We start from the raw sequence: 15,734 nt of genomic DNA, 5'->3' as shown, positions 1-15,734 counted from the left end.
CGTCAAACTAGGGCTCCTTGTCCTGGTTGCCGGGATAAAAGCCATGGAGCAGGCGGTAGCGGTCATGACGAACCTGGTCCACATGATGCCGGACCTGCTGCTCGGGCAGGCCGAGCATGATCAAGGCGTGGGAGGCCAGCATCAGGCTCGACTCCAGCAGTTCCGGGACCACTTCGCTGGCCCCGGCAGCCTGCAACTCGGCCAGTTGGCTGTCGTCACGGGTGCGTACCAGGATCGGTACCTGGTGATTGACCTGGCGGGCCGCCTTGAGCACGGTGATGGCGATGTCGGTCTTGTCCACCGCGATCACCAGCAGTCTGGCGCGGCTCAAGCCAACGGCCGCAAGCAGGTCACCTCGTCGCGAATCCCCGTAATGCACGCAGTTTTCCCCGACGGTGGCTTCCCGGATAATCACCGGGTCGTCATCCAGGGCGACGAACGCCTGGCCTTCGCGACGCAGGAACCGCCCGATGGATTGACCGACGCGCCCGTAGCCGCAAATGACCACATGGCCCGACAGGCCGGCGTTGAGTGCGCTGATCTGGTCCAGTTGCGCCTCTTCGTTGGGTTTGCGATGCAGGCGCGCGGCGATGCGTGGCGCCGCACGCAGCAACAGGGGCGTCAGTAGCATCGAGCAGAAGGTCGCGGCCAGAAGCAGGCCGCTGATGTCGGCGGGCATGAGGCGGTTCTGCTGCATGAGGGCCATCAGGGCGAAGCAGAATTCACCGCCCTGGGCCAGCGCCAGGCCACTGCGCCAGGCGGTTTCAACGTCACTGCCGCGCCATTTCACCAAGATGGCGACCACACAGCCCTTGATGAGCATCAGGCCGATGGTCAATCCCAGGATCAACAAGCCGTCGTCGAGGAACAACTGCAGGTCGATCAGCATGCCGATGCTGACGAAGAACAGCCCCAGCAGGATATCTCGGAACGGACGTATGTCGGCTTCGATCTGGTGCCGGTAGTGGCTCTCCCCCAGCAGCATGCCGGCCAGGAACGCTCCCAGGGCTGGCGACAAACCGAGCAGGTGGGTCAGCCATGCCGTCAGCAACACGATCACCAGGGCCAGCAGCACGAACAGTTCCGCGGACCGGGACGCCGCCACCTCATGGAATAGCCGGGGCAACAGCAGTCGGCTAGCCAGCAGCAGACCACCGAACAGAACCAGGGTCTTGCCCAAGGTCAAGGGCAGTGCCCAATACCATGGATGGTCGCTACTGCCGGCGAATACCGGCACCAGGGTCAACAACAGCACCGCGACAACGTCCTGGAACAACAACACTCCGATGGCGTTCTGGCCATGGCTGCTGAAGATTTCTCCCAGGCTGGTCAACTCCTTGCTGACGATGGCGGTGGAGGACAAGGCAAGTCCTGCGCCGAGCAACAACGCGGCGATCACAGGGGCGCCGGCCAACGCCAGCAATCCCGCCAGGACCGCCCCTGAGCACAGCACCTGCAGGCTGCCGAGGCCGAACACGACCCGACGCAGTTCGAGCATTTTCGACAGGGAAAACTCCAGCCCCAACGAGAACAGCAGGAACACCACTCCGAGCTCGGCCAGGTCTGGCAGTTCTTCGCTGTCGTTGACCCAGTCCAGCGCGGTGGGCCCGACCGCCAGCCCGACGCAGAGATAACCCAACACGGGTGGCAGGCGCAGCCGTCTGAACAAGGCGATGACCACCAGGGACGAAGCAAGGATGATCAGCAGGTTGGCAAACAAGGGGAACTCCGTTTCAAGGCTACAACGCACAGCGTAGAGGGGAAAATGCGACAAGCGTCGCTGGAAAGGCATTGACGTTCAGTGATTTGCATCAGCGTTTTACCGAAACACCTTGAAGCGAGCCAGCGACTCGACGGTTTCCCGGGGCGGGCCTAGAATGACCGTCTATCTTTTTTGGGTCTACCCGCCATGCTTCCTGAATGCCAGTTGTTCGGCACCCTGGGGTGTCATCTTTGCGAAGTAGCTGAAGCTGAACTGATGCCTCTCGTCGAACATGGATTGTTGGTGGAGCTGGTGGACATTTCAGAACGCGAAGCCTGGGTGGACAGTTATGGGCTGCGTATTCCCGTGCTGCGCAGGCTGGATACCGGTGCCGAGCTGGACTGGCCCTTCGAGGCCGAACAGATCGTGAAGTTTCTCGGTTGAGCAGCTCATCTGTCAGTTCCTGATACTGCGGTTGGCGAAAGTATCGTGCTTCGGTTACTGTATGTGCATACAGTTATCTGGAGTGCATCCCCTTGGTCAATGTCGAACAACTGAAAAGCAGCGTGAACAGGATGTCCGCGGACGTTGTGCGCGAGGCAGCCCTGGAACTGCGCCTGGATGGCTTGGTTACCGAAGGCAAGACGCCCTTCAATAAACTGCATTTCAACACCTGTTTCGCCGAGATTGAAGCGTTGTTCCAGCGTGCCGGCTATCACAAACAGCTGGATGTGGTGGGTTACCAGGGCCTGTTGTACGCGTTGTACGATCCAGGTCGCTGGGAGGCGGTGGAAGTGCTGCGCTGGTTGAAGGAGTTCACCGAAGCTGCGGCAAAATCGACGTCGGTCACCACGTGAGCAATCATTGCTGGGCTGGCCTGTGCGACTGTCGGATAATACCGCCTCGCAAAAATGCCTAAGAGTTTTCAATGTCCGGTTCATCGTTTTCCGCCGCTCATCATCAGGCCAGTACGCTGTACCTGCCGCCCGGTTCCTGGCAGACGGTGCTGGAGTGCCTGTGCGAGCATTTCAGCGCCATCAGTCGCGAGCAGTGGCTGGACCGGATCGCTCGGGGTCGGGTATTGGACGGGGAGGGCAAGGCCATCCAGGTCGACCTGCCATACCGTGAAGGCCTGCGCATCCACTACTTCCGTGAAGTGCCCGACGAGAAGCCGATCCCGGTGGTGGAGTCGATCCTGTATGCCGACGAGCACTTGGTGGTAGCAGACAAACCGCATTTTCTGCCTGTCACTCCGGCGGGCGAATACGTCGAGCAAACCTTGTTGCGCCGGCTGATCCGGCGCCTGGACAACCCCCATCTGGTGCCCTTGCACCGCATCGATCGGCACACGGCCGGGCTGGTGTTGTTCTCGGCCAACCCGCACACCCGTTCGGTGTATCAGTCGTTGTTCCCGACACGGCAGATCGAGAAGCGCTACCAGGCCATTGCCCGCGCGTTGCCTGGGTTGACCTTTCCCCGGGTGCATAGAAGCCGGATGATCGATGGTGAGCCGTTCTTTCGGATGCAGGAAGGACCGGGCGAGCCCAATACCGAAACGGCCATCGAAGTGCTGGAAAGGAACGGCGAGTTGTGGCGCTATGGCTTGTATCCGGTCACGGGCAAGAAACACCAGTTGCGGGTTCACATGAATGCCCTTGGGGCGGGGATCTGCAATGATCCGTTTTATCCTGATGTGCTTCGGGACGCCGAGGATGACTACGCCAACCCGCTCAAGCTACTGGCGCAAGGGCTGCGTTTCATCGACCCGATCACCGGCCAGGAACGTGTATTCCAGAGCGAGATCATATTGCAGTGGTAGTGCCCCCTGGTTTCCGACCAGGCATAAAAAAGCCCGCAAATGTTGCGGGCTTTTCGTATCTGGCGGTAGCGCTGAAGATTACAGGTCTTTAACGGTACGAACCTGATCCTTGTTCACGCGAGTCTGCTTGCCATCCAGTTGCTCGAATTCGTAGAAGCCGCTTTCTTCATCGTAATGAGGGGTATCGACGGCCTGGATTTCGCGACCGTCATTCAAGGTGATCACTGTTGGCGAAGCGCACCCGGCAAGGGTGGCGAGGCCCAGAGCGAGCATGAACGTGGCGAGGGTCCGTTGTGTCATGGTGTTTCTCCGAAATGGATTCTTCAAGTTACTGACCTTCAGACGTATACATTGCGCGCAAGTTCCTGGCTAGTGTCAATCTGACACGCCTTTATGTCGGGCCAGTAATTCCGGGGTGTTCAGATTGGCCAGCCGTGGGTCGTCGGCAGGGCATTGCAAGGCAACGGCGTGCAACGCGCGCATAACCCGACCGGGGCTGCGTTCGCCCTCGCTCCAGGCTTTTTCGAAGCTCGCTGCCAGGGCCAATGGGATGACACACAGCAGAGGTTCCCAATGCTCGCCGTGCCGCACCATCAATGGCTGATCGGGGTGCTGGCTGGCCGTCCTGCGCATGTTGTCGAGCAGGCCTGCGTCGATCTGCGGCACGTCGCACGGTAGCACCAGCAAATACGGATGCTTCGCAGCCTTGAGGCCTGCCCGGATACCTGCCAGCGGCCCGGGAAAGTCGCCTTCCTCGTCATGCACCAACTGATCGGCATACGGTGCATAACGTTGCGCATTACGGTTGCAGGAAATGATCAGGTCATCGCTCAGGGCGCGGGTCTGGCGATGGATATGGGCAATCAGCGGTTCGCCTTGCCACTGCACCAGGCCTTTGTCCTGACCGCCCATGCGTTGCCCGCGGCCACCCGCCAAGAGCAGAATGGAGCAGGATGGCAGCGGCGTAATCGAGGTCATGGCGTGTCTCCGCACGGGCGCAAAAATGAAGCGCTGTGATATAACACCGGGCTGTTTCCTTCACAACTGGACGAGCCTATGAAAGCCAAGGCTGATGTACCTTTCGTGCCGCTCAATATCGCGGTGCTGACTGTCAGTGATACTCGTACCCTGGAAACCGATACGTCCGGGCAGGTCTTCGTCGATCGGCTCACGGCGGCCGGCCACAACCTGGCACAGCGGGTCCTGCTCAAAGATGATTTGTACAAGATCCGTGCGCAAGTCGCGACCTGGATTGCCGAAGACGTGGTGCAGGTGGTGCTGATCACCGGCGGCACGGGTTTCACGGGACGTGACAGCACGCCGGAAGCCGTCACGTGCCTGCTGGACAAGCAGGTCGATGGCTTTGGCGAGTTGTTTCGACAGATATCCGTGGCCGACATCGGCACTTCCACCGTGCAGTCCCGCGCGCTGGCAGGCCTGGCCAATGGCACGCTGGTGTGTTGCCTGCCGGGTTCGACCAACGCGGTGCGTACCGGATGGGATGGCATCCTGGCCGAACAGCTGGATGTGCGGCATCGGCCGTGCAACTTCGTGGCTCATTTGAAACAGGCAGCGCCTTGTGAATCCCGTGGGTAAACCGGGCAAGGCCGGGGCCTTGATGGCTGTTGAGGTCGCGTTGGAGCGACTGCTCGAGATGGCGGCTGCCACGCCGATTGTCCAGCGCGAGCATTTGCCTTTGGCCGCGGCGCTAGGGCGAGTGCTCGCCGAGGATCTGGTGTCGACCCTTGATTTGCCGCCATGGCCCAACAGCGCCATGGACGGCTATGCCTTGCGGTTGGCTGACTGGAGCGGCGAGCCGTTGACGGTCAGCCAGCGGATTTTTGCCGGGCAGGCCCCGGAGCCGCTGGCGGTTGGCACGTGTGCGCGGATCTTCACCGGGGCGCCAGTCCCTGCTGGCGCCGATTGCGTCGAGATGCAGGAAAATGCCGTGGTTGAAGACGACCAGCGGGTGCGGTTTACCGAGCCCATGGTCAGCGGGCAGAACATTCGCCCCCAGGGACAGGAGACCACCGTCGGCGAGCAGGTGCTTTCTGCCGGTACGCGCCTGGGGCCGATCGAGCTGGGGCTGGCAGCCTCCTTGGGCTGTGCCTCGCTGGAAGTGGTGCGCAAAGTTCGCGTCGCAGTCCTGTCCACGGGGGATGAGCTGGTCGAACCCGGTCAGGCGTTGGGCCCGGGCCAGATCTATAACAGCAACCGCGTGCTGCTGTGTGGCTGGCTGCAATGCATGGGTTGTGAAGTGATTGACGCGGGTATCCTGCCTGACGATTTATCGGCCACCCGCGAGCGCCTGGCACAGTTGTCTGATGTCGATCTGATCCTGTCCACCGGTGGAGTATCGGTGGGGGAGGCGGATTTCCTGGGCATCGCCTTGCGCGAGGACGGCGAGCTGGCGCTATGGAAACTCGCCATCAAGCCGGGTAAGCCGCTGACGTTCGGGCATTACCGTGGCGTGCCGGTCATAGGCCTGCCTGGAAACCCTGCCTCGACCCTCGTGACTTTCGCACTGCTGGCACGGCCCTACCTGCTAAGACGCCAGGGCGTTAAGTCGGTGGCGCCGCTCATGTTCAAGGTGCCGGCCGGTTTCGCCTGGCCGAAGGCTGGCAGTCGACGAGAATACTTGCGAGGCAGCATGGAGAATGGTCGAGCGATCATCTACCGGAATCAAAGCTCGGGTGTCCTTCGCAGCGCCGCCTGGGCCGAAGGGTTGGTCGAAGTGCTTGAGGGACGGACGCTGGTGGAGGGCGATGAGGTGGGTTTCATTCCCTTGAGCGAAGTCCTGGGTTAGCACCGTGGCAGGTGTCCTGCGGCCCGAGCCGGATCCTCGGGCCTTCACGCCTCTCACCTTCATCGTGTGAGCAGCATCACCACCTGATCGAATCGATTGTTCGCAATCCAGCCCAGCAGACCGAGCACCACCGCTGCAGCGCCAGCCGAATAGGCCAGCCTGTGGCGGATCACCTTTACGTCGGTGCGAATTTCATCCATGTCTTTGCGGATGTATTTGAGGTGGGTTTCCAGTTCAACGACGCGCGGTTCCAAATCAATTCCTCCAACGGGATTACTGCAACTTTTGCATGCGTTCTGAGTATTGGCCCGCCCGCTTCCAAGGGGAGCGCGCTGCTGGGGCAACAGCTTGTATTCACGGTTATGCATGGGACGGTTCATCCCCTTGGCCATAACTGTTCAAACGACTGATCCGGCCCCAGCGGGCCGTGACGTATCCATCCATGGGTAAGTGCTTCCTTGTGTGAAGAGGGTTTTAGCGTTCCAGCAAAACAGAAGGCCAAGGTGTCTCAATACCGCTAGAGGGTCAATTGAGCTGATTCGCCAGATCGTGTAAGAAAACTCTTCGAATCAAGACGTCCCGGTCGAACGAGCTGCCCTGCGGGTTTTTCCCGGGGGCAAGCCTTCCTGCTTTTTTAATAAATTGAGATGTTTCGGGCTTTTTCGCTCGAATGAGTGGTCCCATTTCCTGAACCTTCCAATGACGGAGACAACGATGAGCAAAGGCAAGGCGCTGTTGATTTTGCATGGCAAGCAAGCGCTCAACGAAGAGGTTCGCACGGCAGTGATGCTCAAGCGCGAGCAGGGCTGGGACCTGGCGGTACGGTTGACCTGGGAGGCCGGTGATGCCCAACGATGCGTCGATGAGGCGCTGGAGGCCGGTTATACGCGACTGATCGCCGGCGGCGGTGATGGGACCTTGCGTGATATCGCCGAAGCGATCGTCCTCCATTCGAGTGAAGCCAGCCTGGTACTGCTGCCGCTGGGCACTGCCAACGATTTCGCCCGGGCGGCTGGCGTTCCGTTGGAGCCTGCGCAGGCCCTGGATTTGCTCGACGTTGCGCCGCAGGCCGTGGATGTGGGGGAAGTCTGCGGTCGGATTTTCCTGAACATGGCCACCGGCGGTTTTGGCAGCCAGGTGACGGCGAACACTTCCGAGGATCTCAAGAAAGTCCTGGGAGGCGCGGCCTACCTGTTCACCGGCCTGTCGCGATTCAGTGAGCTGAGTGCCGCCTATGGTGAGTTGCAGGGCCCCGATTTCCACTGGCAAGGCGATTTGCTCGCGCTGGGCATCGGCAATGGCCGTCAGGCGGGGGGTGGCCACGTGCTGTGCCCGCAGGCGTTGGCCGATGATGGGTTGCTGGACATCAGCATCTTGCCGGCGCCTCAGGAGGTGGTCAGTACGTTGAAGGACTTGCTGGCGGGTGGCCTGGGCATCGACAACATGTTTGTCCGCGCGCGCTTGCCATGGGTGGAGATCAAGGTCGCGCAAGGCCTGGATATCAATCTCGATGGCGAGCCGTTGCAGGTAGACGCCCTGCGTTTCACTGTCCGCCCAAAAGCACTGAACGTGCACCTGCCGTCCGATTCGCCGCTGTTGGGTGGCGCGACGGCGCTCAATCGTCCAGGCTGATGATCTGTTCGCGAACCGCGAACAGCACAAGGCCGGCCACGTCATGGATCTGCAGGCGCTTCATGATTTGCGCCCGGTGGGTTTCCACGGTCTTGATGCTCAGGTTCAGGCCGTTGGCTATTTCCCGGGTGGACTTGCCGCGCACGATCAGCCGCAGTATTTCCAGCTGGCGTGCCGTCAGGTTATGAGTCCGGGCGGGGTCCGACTGATGCTTCTGGACGCGGGTCAGCGCCTGGTTGATCACGGTATGGGCGATGGCCGGGCTCAGGTAGCGTTCGTTGTTGCGCAGCGCCTCCAAGGCGTGTTTCAGCTCATTGGCGGTGGTGTCCTTGAGCAAATAGCCATGGGCTCCGGATTCCAGCGCCTGCATGATCAGCGCCGGATCCGTATGCATGGACAGGATCAGCACCTTGCTGTGGGGGCGCACCCGCTTGAGCTGTTGCAAGGCGTCCAGGCCGCAGGTGTCCTTCATGGAAATGTCCAGCAGCACAATATCGGGGTTCAACCGTTCGACCAGTTCGACCAATCGCGTGCCATCGCTGGCTTCACCAATGACGGCATAGCCCGGGATATCCATGACCAGCGCGCGCACGCCGGCCCTGATCAGGGAGTGGTCATCGACCAGGAGCAAATTACAAATCAAAGGAGAACCTTATTCTTACTGGCTCGTTCCAGGGCTCGCGGCGCCCAGGGAAAGCGTGCTTCGATGTGCGTGCCCTTGCCGGCCTCGCTGATGACCTTGAGGGTGCCGCCCAACTGTTCGACCCGCTCCGACATGCCGGCCATGCCCCGTTGGCCTTCGCGAGCGGGGTGGGTGGCCGGGACAAATCCCTGGCCATCGTCGCTGATCAGCAGGCTCAGGCCGTCAGGCAGGCGTTGCAAGCGTACCAGCAGATTCGTCGCCCGGGCATGACGCAAGATGTTGGTGACCGCTTCCTGGGTGATCCGGAACACCGCGACCGACATTTCCTCCGGGATGCCTGCCATGCGCTGTTGGCAATCGAGGCTCCACTTCACCGGGGCATTGGCCAGCGTCTTGAGCAGGTGCGCCCGCAGGCTGGCTTCCAGTCCGAGGCTGGCCAGTTGCCGGGGGTTGAGGATCGCCGATACGTCGCGAACCTTGTTGAGGGTTTCGTCCAGGGTCTCGCAGAGTAGCGCGCATTGGCCTTGCAATTCTTCCGGCATCCGCCGCTTGAGCCATTCGCCTTGCAGCTTCGCTGCGGTCAGCAACTGGCCAATGTCGTCGTGCAATTCGCGGCTGAGGCGATGGCGCTCGTTTTCCTGGACCTCAAGCAACCGGTCGGCCAGTTCCTGAGGCTGGAACTTGATGGATTTGCGTGACAATCGATGGTGGATCGCCACACAGGTCATGGCCGCGACATTCAGTACCAGCAGGCTCAACGGCACCGTGTAGGCGAACAGGTAGGCCAGCAGGCAGCCGAGGGTCGAGCAGATACACAATAATAATGTGAAGCGACGGGCGTTTTCTCGGGAGGGAGGCCAGGTGATGAATGACTTGAGGCTGGCGTACATAGCGGATGGAGCCAATGAATGTTCGCTGCGGGCTGGCCGGTCAGCGCATCTGACAGGCCCGGTCGGGTAAACGTTTCAGGTCGAGGGCAGCTTCGGTCGGCGGCTTTTACGGCGCTGTCTTGAAGTGGCTGACGCGAGAGATAGTACCACTTCACCTATCGTTGGTCGCGCTCGGCATGGCGCGGTGAAAGCGCTACGTACCAGGCACGCAGCACTGAGCCGGCATCGTCGCCTCAGGCTTGTTTCTGGGGGTAGGGTACCAAGGCCAGCGGACGTGACACTGCCGATGCTTGGTCGGGGCTCTGGCCTACCTGGAAAGCGAATGCCTCGATCAACGAGATCTGTTCACTGGTGTCCAGGCTCAACTGGCCGGTGGTGTGATCGACCAGTTCCAATTGCCAGGCCATCAGGGTTAAACAATCCTTCAGGGCGTCCAAGGCCTGGTCATGCAACTCCATGTGGCTTTGCGCGTGACTGAGCAAACCATGGATGTGCAGTGAAAACTCCGAAACGGCTTCCAACGCCAAGGCATTGGCCTTGTTCGACAGTTTCAGCAAGGTGCTGAGCATGCAATCGATGGCATCCTTGTCGTTGTTGATCAATTGCAGATGGCTCAGGCATTCCTCCGACTTGGCCAACAGCGTCTCGGCTTCGATCAGAAGCTCGGGAAGACGCTGACTCCAGTTCCTGCGATCGTTCGGCATGCTTATCTCCACAACATCATGTCAGGCGAAAGGAAACCGCTTATGGCGAACGGCTGGATCTCAAGGTCGACCGCGGTCGGACGCACGGCGACACATCCCTGCCGATCCGCGAAAGTGAATTCGCAAACAATTGCACGGGTGGGATCGGCCGAAAGACTGGAGGTCCGATGTCCTGTGGTCGCGCACAAAAGCCTGACTCCGTTCAGCAATGAGAATGGCGTCACATTAATGGCTATTGGATAACGGGAATATCAGGTTGGACCTGATTGTGCCTAGGGGAATCCCTTAGGCAGGGGAACTTTGCACACAAGCGAGGGTCGCGTGGCAGGGAAAAATCGCAGATGAAATCATGAAGCCAGTAAAGCATGATGTTAATGTGACATCAATGCCCCGCGCTTGTATTTTATCCGGGGGTCAAGATTCGGTCCGTCCAGCCGATATCTCATTCATTGGATTCATCCGAACAAGCCCAGGAGTCATCAATGGCCGGCATTCTCGACACAGTAGATCAACGAACCCAACTGGTGGGTGAGAATCGCCTGGAAATTCTCATGTTTCGCTTGGCGGGTCGACAGTTGTTCGCCATTAACGTGTTCAAGGTCCAGGAAGTGCTGCAGTTGCCGAAGCTGACCCTGATGCCGCAGCGTCACGCGTTCGTGTGCGGCGTGGTCAATCTGCGCGGCCAGACGTTGCCGGTGATCGACCTGTCCCAGGCCATTGGCATGCGTCCTTTGGTGCCGGGCCCCAACAGCACCATTATCGTGACTGAATACAACCGCTCGGTTCAGGCATTCCTGGTGGGCGGCGTCGACCGCATCGTCAACATGAACTGGGAAGCCATCCTGCCACCGCCGACCAGCGCTGGCCGTGAGCACTACCTGACGGCCATCAGCAAGGTGGACGATCAGTTGGTGGAAATCATCGACGTGGAAAAAGTCCTGGCCGAAATCGTGCCGTACAACGCCAAGGTCTCCCGGGACAAGCTCGAAGATCCGGTGCTGGAGCGCGCCCGTGGTCGCGAAGTGTTGCTGGTGGACGACTCCAACGTCGCGCTCTCGCAACTGCGCGATACCCTGGGGCAACTGGGCGTGAAAATGCACATCGCCAGCGACGGCCTCAAAGCCCTGAACATGCTCAAGGCCTGGGCCGATACCGGCGAGGTCATGACCGATAAATTGCTGATGATCTTCACTGACGCGGAAATGCCCGAAATGGACGGCTACCGGCTGACCACCGAAATCCGCAACGACCCGCGCTTGCGTGGGCTCTATGTCGTACTGCACACCTCGCTGTCCGGCAGCTTCAACGATTCGATGGTCAAGAAGGTCGGTTGCGACAACTTCCTCTCCAAATTCCAGCCGGACAAGCTGGTCGATGTAGTGCGCCAGCGGCTGATGCTCGACTGAAACCGATGGTGGTTTGCTTCAATGGCCGGCTCGTATAAGGTGGCATTTTTTCGCCACCAGGGAAGTTGACCATGTTGCGGCTGAGCGCGCTGTATCGGTATCCGTTGAAGTCCGGCAAGGGCGAGTCCTTGCAAGGGATCGGCCTGGACAAGCTCGGGCTGGAGGGTGACCGGCGCTGGATGCTGGTGGATGAGGGCACAGGGCGTTTCCTGACCCAGCGAGCCGTGGCGAAGATGAGCCAGCTCTCAGCCTTGTGGAACGAATCGGGCGGCCTGACGCTCAGCGCGCCGGGCCATGGCGCCATCGACGTGCCGCTGCCGCCAGTGGTGGAGGAACAGCGGCGCGGGGTGATTATCTGGCGTGACACCTTGCGTGTGCCGGATGCCGGTGACGAGGCCGCGGCCTGGGTCAGCGAATTCATCGGCAATCCTACCCGCCTGGTGCATGTGCCGGTGGATCTGGCGCGTACCACCGCCGCCGGTTATGGCAAGGATGACGATAAGGTTGCCTTCGCCGATGGTTTTCCCCTGCTGCTGATTGGCCAGGCGTCCTTGCAGGACCTGTCGAGTCGGGTCGGTCGTTCGCTGGAAATGTTGCGCTTTCGCCCCAACCTGGTGGTCGAGGGCAGCGAGGCGTTTGCCGAGGACGGCTGGAAGCGCATTCGTATCGGCGAGGTTGAGTTCCGGCTGGTCAAGCCATGCTCACGTTGCATCATGACCACGGTCGATCCGCAAACCGGCGAACGCGATCCGAATCGCGAACCCTTTGCCACCTTGCAGCATTACCGCTCGACACCGGACGGTGCGATGTTCGGTCAGAATCTGGTCAACGACAGCAACGGTCGGCTTGAAGTTGGCATGCCGGTTGAAGTGCTCGAATAAAAGGATCCGTAAACAAAATGCCCGTGTCGCTGGACACGGGCATTTTTGTTTACCACACAACCGCTTTTCTAGCTTTTGTGGCGTGGGAGCTTGCTCCCGCTGGACGCGCTAGCGTCCCCGGCCAAGAGGGGCTGCTTCACGCCCAGCGGGAGCAAGCTCCCTCGCCACAGGGGTAACTGTGTCCCCACTTTGTATTGCGCCGAATCAGCCGCGGTATTCACACAGGTAAGCGGTGTCGACGGCCACTTTGAGCTGGAATTTGCTGTTGGCCGGAACGTTGAACTGGCTGCCGGCTTCGAAGGTTTCCCAGTCGGTGCTGTCAGGCAGCTTCACGGTCAGGGCGCCGGAGACCACGTGCATGATTTCCCGTTGGGCCGTGCCGAACTCATATTCGCCCGGTGCCATGACGCCGATGGTCGCAGGGCCTTCGGCAGTGCCAAAAGCGATCGACTTGACGGTGCCGTCGAAGTACTCGTTGACTTTAAACATGGGCGATTCCTCGAAAAAGGGGCTGAAAAAGGCCGGCCAGTATGCACAAGGCCGCAACATTCGTCATCTGCCGCGCTGGGAGGTGGCTGCCGCTCAACCCGGAAGCACCAGGGGCAACAACCGTGCGGTATTGCGGGCATCTTCCAGCGCTCGGTGCTGTTGACCGCAGAATTGCAGGCCCGCCAGTTGCAGCGCGCCATTGAGCCCCAGCGGTCGCTCCAGTCGACGGGCCTTGGCGAAGCGTTGCTTGAGGTTCATGTGCGGCACCTGGCCGAGGACACTGTGCAATTGCTGGTGCTGCCATTCCTGAAGCAGTTGCTTGCGGTCGTAATCGCCCCAACTGACCCAGCTTTCCAGCTTCGACTGATACGGCGCCAGCCAGCGCTCGAACACCGGCCAGACCTCGGTCAAGGGTGCGGCACTGTCGATATTGGCCTGGGTGATGTGGGTCAGTTCGCGACAGAAGGGCGTCAGCAGCGGTCGCCTCAAGGGCCGCACGAAGCGCTGGAAATGATCCACTTCGCGGCCGTCACGATTCACCAGCGTGGCGCCGATTTCGATAATTTCCATTTCGGTTACCGGCCAGCCACCTTCATCGGTGGTGGCCTCCAGATCAATCACCAGCCAGTGAGGCATTGCAGGGTTCCCGGTATCGGCGTGCTGATGGGTTTGAGCGTAGTCAAACCCTCGGCATCCGACTAGTGGGCCCTTTCAACGCGCAACAAAACCTGGCGTTTTTTCACCTGGTCACCCCGCGCGACCTGCAATTGCCTGACCACGCCGTCGACGCCGGCCTTGAGTGGGTGCTCCATTTTCATGGCCTCAAGCACCATGAGCAACTGGCCTTGGTGCACGGTGCTGCCTTCGCGGACCCGCAGCTCGACAATGGCGCCGTCCATTGGCGCCTTGAGCGTGCCGTCGCTGGCGCTGGTCTTGGCGGCGATGGGGGCCAGGGTCCGATCTTGCAGGTGCAGGCCACCAGGGCAGGCGAACAGCCAGAGATCGTTGCCATCGAGGCGCCACGCATGCCGCCGGCTAATCCCATCGATCACCAATGTTGCGCCATGGGGGGTAGCGTCGAGCAACCTCAGTTCGATCAAGCGCCCGGCACTGCGGATATTGAATGTGCCGTCGGCTTCGCCCATCAGGCTCAGCGTCCAGTCGTGCTCCCCGACACCGATCCGGTAATGCAGCGCCACGCCGATGCTGTTGCGCCATCCGCCCAGGCCTTGAGCATGCCGTGCCTGCGAGGCCTGATAAAACGCTGCCGTGGCGATGGCGAGTTGTTCGGCAGAGGGCTCAAGGGGCCGGAGCGCCGCATGATCGGCAAAGTGCTGCCCGATGAATCCGTTGCCGAAGTCACCGTCGATGAACCGCGGATGTGCCAGCAACCCGGTGAGCAGCCGCTGGTTGCTCTGGACGCCAAGCAGGACGCAATCTTCCACCGCTCGCAATAATTTGCGTCGGGCCTCCTCGCGAGTGGCGCCGTGGACGATGAGCTTGCCTAGCATCGAGTCGTAAAACGGGGTGATGGCTTGGCCCTCCAGCAGGCCATGGTCGATTCGCACGCCGTCCTGCATGGGCGGCTCCCAACCGATCAACCGCCCGGTCTGGGGCAGAAAATCCGCTGCCGGGTCCTCGGCGTACAGCCGCACCTGCATGGCATGGCCGCTAAGCGTCACCTGCTCCTGGCGCAGGGGCAGCGCCCTGCCGGCGGCGACGTCCAATTGCCAGGCCACCAGATCCAGGCCGGTGATCAACTCGGTGACCGGGTGTTCGACCTGCAGGCGCGTGTTCATCTCCAGGAAGTAAAACCGACCGTCCGCAGCGAGCAGGAACTCCACGGTCCCGGCCCCGACATAATTCACTGCGCGTCCGGCCTTGAGCGCCGCGTCACCCATGGCCCGGCGCAGGTCGGTGGTCATGACCGGGCAGGGCGCTTCCTCGATGACTTTCTGGTGGCGCCGCTGGATCGAGCAGTCCCGTTCGCCCAGGTGGATCAGCTGACCGTGATGGTCGCCGAAGATCTGCACTTCCACATGCCGCGGATCGATCAACGCCTGTTCGAGGATCAACTCGTCGCTGCCAAAACCATGCAGGGCCTCCGAGCGCGCGCCGCGCAACTGCTCCAGCAGGTCCTCGGCCCGCTGGACCAGGCGCATGCCTCGGCCTCCGCCACCGGCGCTGGCCTTGATCATCAATGGGTAGCCGATACGCCCGGCTTCGCGCTGCAGCGTGTCGTCGTCCTGGGCGGCGCCCTGGTAACCGGCGATGCAGGGAACGCCGGCTTCAATCATGGCGATTTTTGCCCGGCGCTTGCTGCCCATCAGGTCGATGGCCTCGGGGCTGGGGCCGATGAACACGATGTCGGCCGCTTCGCAGGCCTTGGCGAACCCGGCATTTTCCGAAAGGAAGCCGTAGCCGGGATGGATCGCATCGGCTCCGCAGCGCCGGGCTGCATCGAGAATGGCCGAGGGGTTGAGGTAGGACTGCTGCGCCGCGGCTGGGCCGATCAACACCGCTTCATCGGCCATGCGCACATGCAGCGCGTCGGCGTCAGCCTCGCTGAACACCGCTACCGTGCGATAACCCAGGGCTTGGGCGGTGCGCTGGATGCGACAGGCGATTTCGCCGCGGTTGGCGATGAGGATTTTGCTGAAGGCGGGCATGGGTTCATTCCTGGCGTCTTGCGGTGTCTGTATGGGCCTCATCGCGAGCAAGCTCTGCTCCCACAGGCGAATGCACTCACTGGGCATTGTGGG

18 protein-coding genes are annotated in these 15,734 nt (G+C 60.9%); 8 read left to right on the top strand and 10 right to left on the bottom strand.

The window, feature by feature from the left end:
- Positions 1–7: 7 nt before the first annotated feature.
- A complete protein-coding gene (locus tag BLT00_RS17205) occupies positions 8–1,720 on the bottom strand; it encodes a cation:proton antiporter (protein ID WP_092144797.1) in 1,713 nt (570 codons plus the stop codon).
- A gap of 189 nt (positions 1,721–1,909) precedes the next feature.
- Between BLT00_RS17205 and BLT00_RS17200 the strand changes: the two genes are divergently transcribed.
- The 3 genes from BLT00_RS17200 to BLT00_RS17190 all read left to right on the top strand — a co-directional run bounded on the left by BLT00_RS17200 (position 1,910) and on the right by BLT00_RS17190 (position 3,521).
- A complete protein-coding gene (locus BLT00_RS17200; protein ID WP_063322298.1) occupies positions 1,910–2,146 on the top strand; it encodes a glutaredoxin family protein in 237 nt (78 codons plus the stop codon).
- A gap of 92 nt (positions 2,147–2,238) precedes the next feature.
- Positions 2,239–2,559 carry a transcriptional regulator gene (locus tag BLT00_RS17195; protein WP_092144795.1) on the top strand — a complete coding sequence of 107 codons (321 nt, stop codon included), beginning with the start codon at positions 2,239–2,241 and terminating at the stop codon, positions 2,557–2,559.
- 71 nt (positions 2,560–2,630) lie between these two features.
- Positions 2,631–3,521, top strand: a complete 891-nt coding sequence (locus BLT00_RS17190) for a pseudouridine synthase (protein ID WP_063322296.1) — start codon at positions 2,631–2,633, stop codon at positions 3,519–3,521.
- A 78-nt stretch (positions 3,522–3,599) separates the two neighbouring features.
- On the opposite strand, the gene BLT00_RS17185 is transcribed toward BLT00_RS17190, so the two are convergent.
- Positions 3,600–3,821, bottom strand: a complete 222-nt coding sequence (locus BLT00_RS17185; protein ID WP_003199454.1) for a YgdI/YgdR family lipoprotein — start codon at positions 3,819–3,821, stop codon at positions 3,600–3,602.
- 75 nt (positions 3,822–3,896) lie between these two features.
- Complete coding sequence (mobA, locus tag BLT00_RS17180; protein WP_092144793.1) at positions 3,897–4,499, bottom strand: molybdenum cofactor guanylyltransferase MobA; 603 nt, start codon at positions 4,497–4,499, stop codon at positions 3,897–3,899.
- A gap of 78 nt (positions 4,500–4,577) precedes the next feature.
- Between mobA and moaB the strand changes: the two genes are divergently transcribed.
- Both moaB and glp read left to right on the top strand, forming a co-directional pair.
- Complete coding sequence (gene moaB / locus BLT00_RS17175) at positions 4,578–5,117, top strand: molybdenum cofactor biosynthesis protein B (RefSeq protein WP_063322294.1); 540 nt, start codon at positions 4,578–4,580, stop codon at positions 5,115–5,117.
- 22 nt (positions 5,118–5,139) lie between these two features.
- A complete protein-coding gene (gene glp / locus BLT00_RS17170) occupies positions 5,140–6,327 on the top strand; it encodes a molybdopterin molybdotransferase MoeA (RefSeq protein WP_175456220.1) in 1,188 nt (395 codons plus the stop codon).
- 59 nt (positions 6,328–6,386) lie between these two features.
- Here the strand turns inward: glp and BLT00_RS32175 are convergent, their stop codons facing one another.
- Positions 6,387–6,695 (bottom strand): hypothetical protein, encoded by a 309-nt coding sequence (locus BLT00_RS32175; protein ID WP_256571802.1) that lies wholly within the window; start codon positions 6,693–6,695, stop codon positions 6,387–6,389.
- A 346-nt stretch (positions 6,696–7,041) separates the two neighbouring features.
- On the opposite strand from BLT00_RS32175, the gene yegS reads away from it, so the two are divergent.
- Positions 7,042–7,959 (top strand): lipid kinase YegS, encoded by a 918-nt coding sequence (gene yegS / locus BLT00_RS17160; RefSeq protein ID WP_092144789.1) that lies wholly within the window; start codon positions 7,042–7,044, stop codon positions 7,957–7,959.
- Here the strand turns inward: yegS and BLT00_RS17155 are convergent.
- The 3 genes from BLT00_RS17155 to BLT00_RS17145 form a co-directional block, all read right to left on the bottom strand.
- A complete protein-coding gene (locus BLT00_RS17155; protein ID WP_063322291.1) occupies positions 7,943–8,602 on the bottom strand; it encodes a response regulator in 660 nt (219 codons plus the stop codon). The genes yegS and BLT00_RS17155 overlap by 17 nt on opposite strands.
- Complete coding sequence (locus BLT00_RS17150) at positions 8,599–9,492, bottom strand: sensor histidine kinase (RefSeq protein ID WP_063322290.1); 894 nt, start codon at positions 9,490–9,492, stop codon at positions 8,599–8,601. The genes BLT00_RS17155 and BLT00_RS17150 overlap by 4 nt, the downstream gene beginning before the upstream one ends.
- A 233-nt stretch (positions 9,493–9,725) precedes the next feature.
- Positions 9,726–10,196 (bottom strand): hypothetical protein, encoded by a 471-nt coding sequence (locus BLT00_RS17145; RefSeq protein ID WP_092144787.1) that lies wholly within the window; start codon positions 10,194–10,196, stop codon positions 9,726–9,728.
- Positions 10,197–10,678: 482 nt separating this feature from the next.
- Between BLT00_RS17145 and BLT00_RS17140 the strand changes: the two genes are divergently transcribed.
- Positions 10,679–11,602 carry a chemotaxis protein CheV gene (locus BLT00_RS17140; RefSeq protein ID WP_063322288.1) on the top strand — a complete coding sequence of 308 codons (924 nt, stop codon included), beginning with the start codon at positions 10,679–10,681 and terminating at the stop codon, positions 11,600–11,602.
- Positions 11,603–11,673: 71 nt separating this feature from the next.
- Complete coding sequence (locus tag BLT00_RS17135) at positions 11,674–12,483, top strand: MOSC domain-containing protein (protein ID WP_092144785.1); 810 nt, start codon at positions 11,674–11,676, stop codon at positions 12,481–12,483.
- Positions 12,484–12,687: 204 nt separating this feature from the next.
- Here the strand turns inward: BLT00_RS17135 and BLT00_RS17130 are convergent, their stop codons facing one another.
- From BLT00_RS17130 to BLT00_RS17120, 3 genes are all read right to left on the bottom strand, one after another.
- Positions 12,688–12,972: a pyrimidine/purine nucleoside phosphorylase gene (locus BLT00_RS17130; protein ID WP_014337306.1), complete on the bottom strand. Its 285-nt coding sequence runs from the start codon at positions 12,970–12,972 to the stop codon at positions 12,688–12,690.
- Between the two features lie 93 nt (positions 12,973–13,065).
- The gene (locus BLT00_RS17125; RefSeq protein ID WP_063322286.1) at positions 13,066–13,608 is read right to left on the bottom strand and encodes a 3'-5' exonuclease; all 543 of its coding nucleotides are present in this window, start codon (positions 13,606–13,608) and stop codon (positions 13,066–13,068) included.
- 62 nt (positions 13,609–13,670) lie between these two features.
- Positions 13,671–15,641, bottom strand: a complete 1,971-nt coding sequence (locus BLT00_RS17120) for an acetyl/propionyl/methylcrotonyl-CoA carboxylase subunit alpha (protein ID WP_092144783.1) — start codon at positions 15,639–15,641, stop codon at positions 13,671–13,673.
- Positions 15,642–15,734 lie beyond the last annotated feature (93 nt).

Source organism: Pseudomonas sp. NFACC51 (genome assembly GCF_900103575.1).
Classification (GTDB): Bacteria; Pseudomonadota; Gammaproteobacteria; order Pseudomonadales; family Pseudomonadaceae; genus Aquipseudomonas; species Aquipseudomonas fluorescens_Q.
The sequence above is the reverse complement of the archived record's forward strand: the minus strand, read 5'-3'. Positions and strand labels throughout refer to the sequence as shown.

Coding starts and splice junctions, on each gene's coding strand:
- BLT00_RS17200 (WP_063322298.1), top strand. CDS start 1,910: ATGCTTCCTGAATGCCAGTTGTTCGGCACCCTGGGGTGTCATCTTTGC.
- BLT00_RS17190 (WP_063322296.1), top strand. CDS start 2,631: ATGTCCGGTTCATCGTTTTCCGCCGCTCATCATCAGGCCAGTACGCTG.
- BLT00_RS17185 (WP_003199454.1), bottom strand. CDS start 3,821: ATGACACAACGGACCCTCGCCACGTTCATGCTCGCTCTGGGCCTCGCC.
- mobA (WP_092144793.1), bottom strand. CDS start 4,499: ATGACCTCGATTACGCCGCTGCCATCCTGCTCCATTCTGCTCTTGGCG.
- moaB (WP_063322294.1), top strand. CDS start 4,578: ATGAAAGCCAAGGCTGATGTACCTTTCGTGCCGCTCAATATCGCGGTG.
- glp (WP_175456220.1), top strand. CDS start 5,140: ATGGCTGTTGAGGTCGCGTTGGAGCGACTGCTCGAGATGGCGGCTGCC.
- BLT00_RS32175 (WP_256571802.1), bottom strand. CDS start 6,695: ATGCATAACCGTGAATACAAGCTGTTGCCCCAGCAGCGCGCTCCCCTT.
- yegS (WP_092144789.1), top strand. CDS start 7,042: ATGAGCAAAGGCAAGGCGCTGTTGATTTTGCATGGCAAGCAAGCGCTC.
- BLT00_RS17150 (WP_063322290.1), bottom strand. CDS start 9,492: ATGTACGCCAGCCTCAAGTCATTCATCACCTGGCCTCCCTCCCGAGAA.
- BLT00_RS17145 (WP_092144787.1), bottom strand. CDS start 10,196: ATGCCGAACGATCGCAGGAACTGGAGTCAGCGTCTTCCCGAGCTTCTG.
- BLT00_RS17140 (WP_063322288.1), top strand. CDS start 10,679: ATGGCCGGCATTCTCGACACAGTAGATCAACGAACCCAACTGGTGGGT.
- BLT00_RS17135 (WP_092144785.1), top strand. CDS start 11,674: ATGTTGCGGCTGAGCGCGCTGTATCGGTATCCGTTGAAGTCCGGCAAG.
- BLT00_RS17130 (WP_014337306.1), bottom strand. CDS start 12,972: ATGTTTAAAGTCAACGAGTACTTCGACGGCACCGTCAAGTCGATCGCT.
- BLT00_RS17125 (WP_063322286.1), bottom strand. CDS start 13,608: ATGCCTCACTGGCTGGTGATTGATCTGGAGGCCACCACCGATGAAGGT.
- BLT00_RS17120 (WP_092144783.1), bottom strand. CDS start 15,641: ATGCCCGCCTTCAGCAAAATCCTCATCGCCAACCGCGGCGAAATCGCC.